5 protein-coding genes and 1 pseudogene are annotated in these 3,875 nt (G+C 75.1%); 2 read left to right on the forward strand and 4 right to left on the reverse strand.

The features are described from left to right. A pseudogene (locus tag NWP09_RS12105) lies at positions 1 to 189 on the forward strand (hypothetical protein); the annotation flags it as partial. Positions 190 to 240: 51 nt separating this feature from the next. Here NWP09_RS12105 and NWP09_RS12110 read toward each other — a convergent pair. The 3 genes from NWP09_RS12110 to NWP09_RS12120 are packed head-to-tail and all read right to left on the reverse strand — an operon-like array spanning position 241 to position 2,453. Beyond that, entirely contained in the window at positions 241 to 687 is a 447-nt protein-coding gene (locus NWP09_RS12110; protein ID WP_258275755.1) for an NUDIX domain-containing protein, read from the reverse strand. After that, positions 684 to 1,721: an App1 family protein gene (locus NWP09_RS12115; RefSeq protein WP_258275756.1), complete on the reverse strand. Its 1,038-nt coding sequence runs from the start codon at positions 1,719 to 1,721 to the stop codon at positions 684 to 686. Before NWP09_RS12115 ends, NWP09_RS12110 begins: the two co-directional genes overlap by 4 nt. A 36-nt stretch (positions 1,722 to 1,757) precedes the next feature. Then, a complete protein-coding gene (locus NWP09_RS12120) occupies positions 1,758 to 2,453 on the reverse strand; it encodes an SOS response-associated peptidase (protein ID WP_258275757.1) in 696 nt (231 codons plus the stop codon). A gap of 48 nt (positions 2,454 to 2,501) precedes the next feature. Between NWP09_RS12120 and NWP09_RS12125 the strand changes: the two genes are divergently transcribed. Next, complete coding sequence (locus NWP09_RS12125; RefSeq protein WP_258275758.1) at positions 2,502 to 3,143, forward strand: TetR/AcrR family transcriptional regulator; 642 nt, start codon at positions 2,502 to 2,504, stop codon at positions 3,141 to 3,143. Between the two features lie 6 nt (positions 3,144 to 3,149). On the opposite strand, the gene NWP09_RS12130 is transcribed toward NWP09_RS12125, so the two are convergent. Continuing rightward, the coding region (locus tag NWP09_RS12130) for a DedA family protein (protein WP_258275759.1) at positions 3,150 to 3,875 on the reverse strand (726 nt) is incomplete at its 5' end.

Here is a 3,875-nt window from a genome sequence, read left to right on the forward strand (position 1 = left end):
GGCGAAGCGGTGCGCCGGCGCGCGGAGCGCGCCGTGTGGGCGCGCGCCGTCGACCCGAGCGGCCTCACCGCCGGGCAGGCCGCGGCCCTCGTCGCGATGCGCTTCCTCGGCGACGAGCCCGTGCGCGTGACGCAGACGGGCGGCTGGCTGCGCGCCGCGGGCAGGGCCGGCGAGGTGCTCGCGCGCTGACGGCGGCGATCGCCTCCGGTGCACCCGCGCCCGCGCCCGCGCTCGGCGCCGTCAGGCGGGCGCCGCGCCGAGCAGCCCGACGAGGCCCACGGGCACGAGGTCGATCTCGGCGTCGGCGAAGCGGGCGGGCTCGAGCCACCACACGGGATGGCCCGCGTCCGTCGTCGACGGCCACGACGCATCCGCCGCGACCTCGACGGCGAAGACGAACATGTGCTCGTGGCGGGCTCGCCCCGCGAAGCCGACGATGCTCTCGAGCACGCCGAGGAGCCGAGGACCCGCGACCTCGAGCCCCAGCTCCTCGTGCAGCTCGCGCACGACCGCGTCGGCGGCGAGCTCACCCGGGTCGATGCCGCCGCCCGGCGGCCGCACGAGCGTGCGGCCGGTCGCCGGGTCGACGGTGCTCGTGACGAGCAGCGCCCCGTCGGCGCGGCGGATCGCGGCGATCGCGATGGCCCGGATGCGCTCGGGCGGCGCGAGCGGCTCGGCCCCGGTCACAGCACGTCGAGGTGGGGGAGGGCGCCGAGCTCCTTCGCGAGCCCGCCGCCGTTCGGCGACCACACCCACGGGTGCATCGAACGGGTGTCGGCGTGCTTGCGGCCGCCCGCGAGCACCGCCTCCTGCGTCGAGAGCTCGCGGATCGCGACCGCGCGCACGTTCGTCGGGTGCGCGTTCGCGAACTCGCCGTAGAGCTCCTCGTCGTGCTGGCCGTCGTCGCCCACGAGCAGCCACTGCACGTGCGGCAGGTCGCGCGCGAGGCGGCGCAGCTGCGCGCGCTTGTGCTCCTTGCCGGAGCGGAAGAAGCGGTCGTGCGTGGGGCCCCAGTCGGTGAGCAGCAGGCTCCCCGCCGGGTACAGGTTGCGCGAGAGGAAGCGGGTGAGCGCGGGCGCGGCGTTCCACGCGCCGGTGGAGAGGTAGATGAAGGGGCTCGTGGGGTGCCGCTGCGCGATGCGCTCGTAGAGCACCGCCATGCCGGGCACGGGGGAGCGGCCGTGCTCGTCGAGCACGAACGCGTTCCAGGCGGCGAGCAGCGGTCGCGGCAGCGAGGTGACCATGACGGTGTCGTCGATGTCGCTCACGACGCCGAAGCGCGTCGCCGGGTCGACGACGAACACCGGGGCCGCGACGGGCGCGCTGCCGGCCACCGAGACCGTCACCTCGCGCCAGCCGGGCTCGAGTCGGATGGGCACCATCGCGTCGACGAGGCCGCCCCGGTCGGCGGTCACCACGTGGCGGTCGCCGCCGGCCTCGATCGTGACGTCGACGTCGTTGAGCGAGAGCGACGTGAACGAGCGCCAGCCGCGCACGTTCTCGTAGAGCGCGCGGCGCTCGCCGCCCGGCTCGACGAGCAGCACGCGCGCGAGCACGCGCACCCAGCCCTCGCCGCCGTAGCCGGGGTAGGGCACGATCGCGGGCAGCCGGCCCGAGCGCAGCGCGCGCGCCTCGCGGTGCTCGTGCACCCAGTCCTCGATGCGGGCGGCCGTGTGCTTGATGGGCTCGGGGATGCGGGCGAGCGGAACCAGCTCATCCATGCGCGTGACCTCCCGAGCCGTCGACCGGGATCGACACTAGCGGGTGGCCGCGGGCGCGATGAGGTCGGGCCCCTGCTCGCGCACGCTCCCGACCCGCCGGTCGACCTCGTGCATCGACAGCGACGCGGCGACCGCTCCGGCATCGGCGACGACGGCCTCGAGCGTGGCCTCGCCGTCCTCGCCCGGGTCGATCCACGCATCTCGCATCTCGGGGGCGACGACCACCGGCATGCGCTCGTGGATGTCGGCGAGCGCGCCGGTCGCCGCCGTCGTGAGGATCGACGTCGAGAGCAGCCACGAGCCGTCGGGCTGCTTCCACCACGCGTACAGGCCCGCGAACGTGAGCGGCGCGTCGTCGTGGATGTAGAACGGCGTCTTCGCCTCGCCCTGCCGTCGCCACTCGTACCATCCGTCGGCGGGCACGAGCGCGCGGCGCTCGCGCACCGCGTCGCGGAACATCGGCTTCGTCGCCGCCGACTCGGCGCGCGCGTTGAACGCGCGCGCGCCGACGGAGACGTCGTCGGCCCAGGAGGGCACGAGCCCCCAGCGGGCCGCTTCGAGGCGCCGCACGGGCGGCGAGTCGTCGCGCGGCGCGGGCTCGACGACGATCGGCACGGTCGTCGTCGGCGGGATGTTCCAGCTCGGCTCGGGGAGCGCGTCGCCGGCCTGGTCGACCTCGAACAGGGCGACGAGGTCGCTCGCGGGCGTGGCCATGACGTAGCGTCCGCACATGCCCACATGATGGCACCGCCGGCATCCCGGATGGTGGAAGATGGATGGATGATCGAACGCCCAGCGCCGTCGTCGGTCACCGTCCGCCACGAGCCGGTGCAGGCCCGCGCGGCGCTGCGCATCGAGGCGCTCCTCGACGCCGCTGCGGCGGTCGTCGTCGAGCACGGCATCGAGCACCTCACGACGGCGCTCGTCGCCGAGCGGGCCGGCGCGTCGATCGGCACCGTGTACCGCTACTTCCCCGACCGCGTGGCGGTGCTCGTCGCGCTCGCGGAGCGCAACCTCGAGCGCATGCGGCTCGCGATCGAGCGCGTGCTGCTCGCCGAGCACCCGTCGCTCTCCGAGACGATCGAGGCGGTCGTCGAGGCGATGGTCGAGACGTTCCGCGAGGTGCCCTCGTTCCGCTCGCTGCGCGCCGGGGAGGGGCTCGACCTCGGGCCCGGGCAGCGCGCACCGGTCGTGTCGACGTTCGTCGGCGACGTGGTCGAGCACCTGCGCGAGCGGTGGGGCATCGAGCTCGACGACGCGCAGCGCGAGGCGCTCGAGGTCGCGATCGGCGTGCTCGACGCGCTCGTGACCTACGCGTTCCTGCACGATCCCGACGGCGACCCCCGCTACCTCGCGCTCGGCGTTGAGCTCATGCGCGAGCGCGTCGCGCGCGTCCTGCCGCAGCTCGCCGACGAGGCCTGAGCGGCCTCAGCCCTCCTCGTCCATGTGGCGCGCCTCGCTGCGCGACACGAGGCGCTTCACGCCCCACACGCCGAGCCCGAACACGACGATGACCGCCACGAGGGCGTAGCCGGCGCCGTGCAGCTCGTCGGCGAGCTCGCGGTAGGTGCCGCCGGCGAGCCAGCCGGCCGTCGAGTACGCCGTCGCCCACAGCAGGCATGCCGGCAGCGTCCACGCCATGAAGCGCCGGTAGGGCATGGCCGAGGCGCCCACGATGAGCGGCACGAGCGAGTGCGCGACGGGCAGGAAGCGCGAGAGGAAGATCGCGATCCCGCCGCGCCGCGCGAGGTAGTGCTCGGTGCGGCGCCAGCGCCGCGACGCCGAGGGCCAGCGCCGCTCGAGCAGCCGGTCGATCGCGGGGCCGAGCCACCGGCCGATCGCGTAGCCGACCGTCTCGCCCGCGACGGCGCCGAGCACGGTCGCGCCGATGAGCGCGAGCCACCACGGCCACTCCTCGACCGCGAGCGCGGCGATCACGACGATCGTGTCGCCGGGCACGAGCAGTCCGAGCAGCACGCTCGTCTCGAGGAGCATCGCGACGAGCGCGACGAGCGTGCGCAGCCAGGGGTCGATCGAGCCGATGACCTCGAGCACGACGTCGATGACGTCGTCGATCATGCGCGGCTCGCGCTCGGGCGGGTGCGCAGCCCCTCGAGCCGCTGCCGCCACGCGGCGACCCTGCGAGGCTCGGCG

The organism is Agrococcus sp. HG114, from assembly GCF_024723325.1.
Taxonomy (GTDB): domain Bacteria; phylum Actinomycetota; class Actinomycetes; order Actinomycetales; family Microbacteriaceae; genus Agrococcus.

Coding starts and splice junctions, on each gene's coding strand:
- NWP09_RS12115 (WP_258275756.1), bottom strand. CDS start 1,721: ATGGATGAGCTGGTTCCGCTCGCCCGCATCCCCGAGCCCATCAAGCAC.
- NWP09_RS12120 (WP_258275757.1), bottom strand. CDS start 2,453: ATGTGCGGACGCTACGTCATGGCCACGCCCGCGAGCGACCTCGTCGCC.
- NWP09_RS12125 (WP_258275758.1), top strand. CDS start 2,502: ATGATCGAACGCCCAGCGCCGTCGTCGGTCACCGTCCGCCACGAGCCG.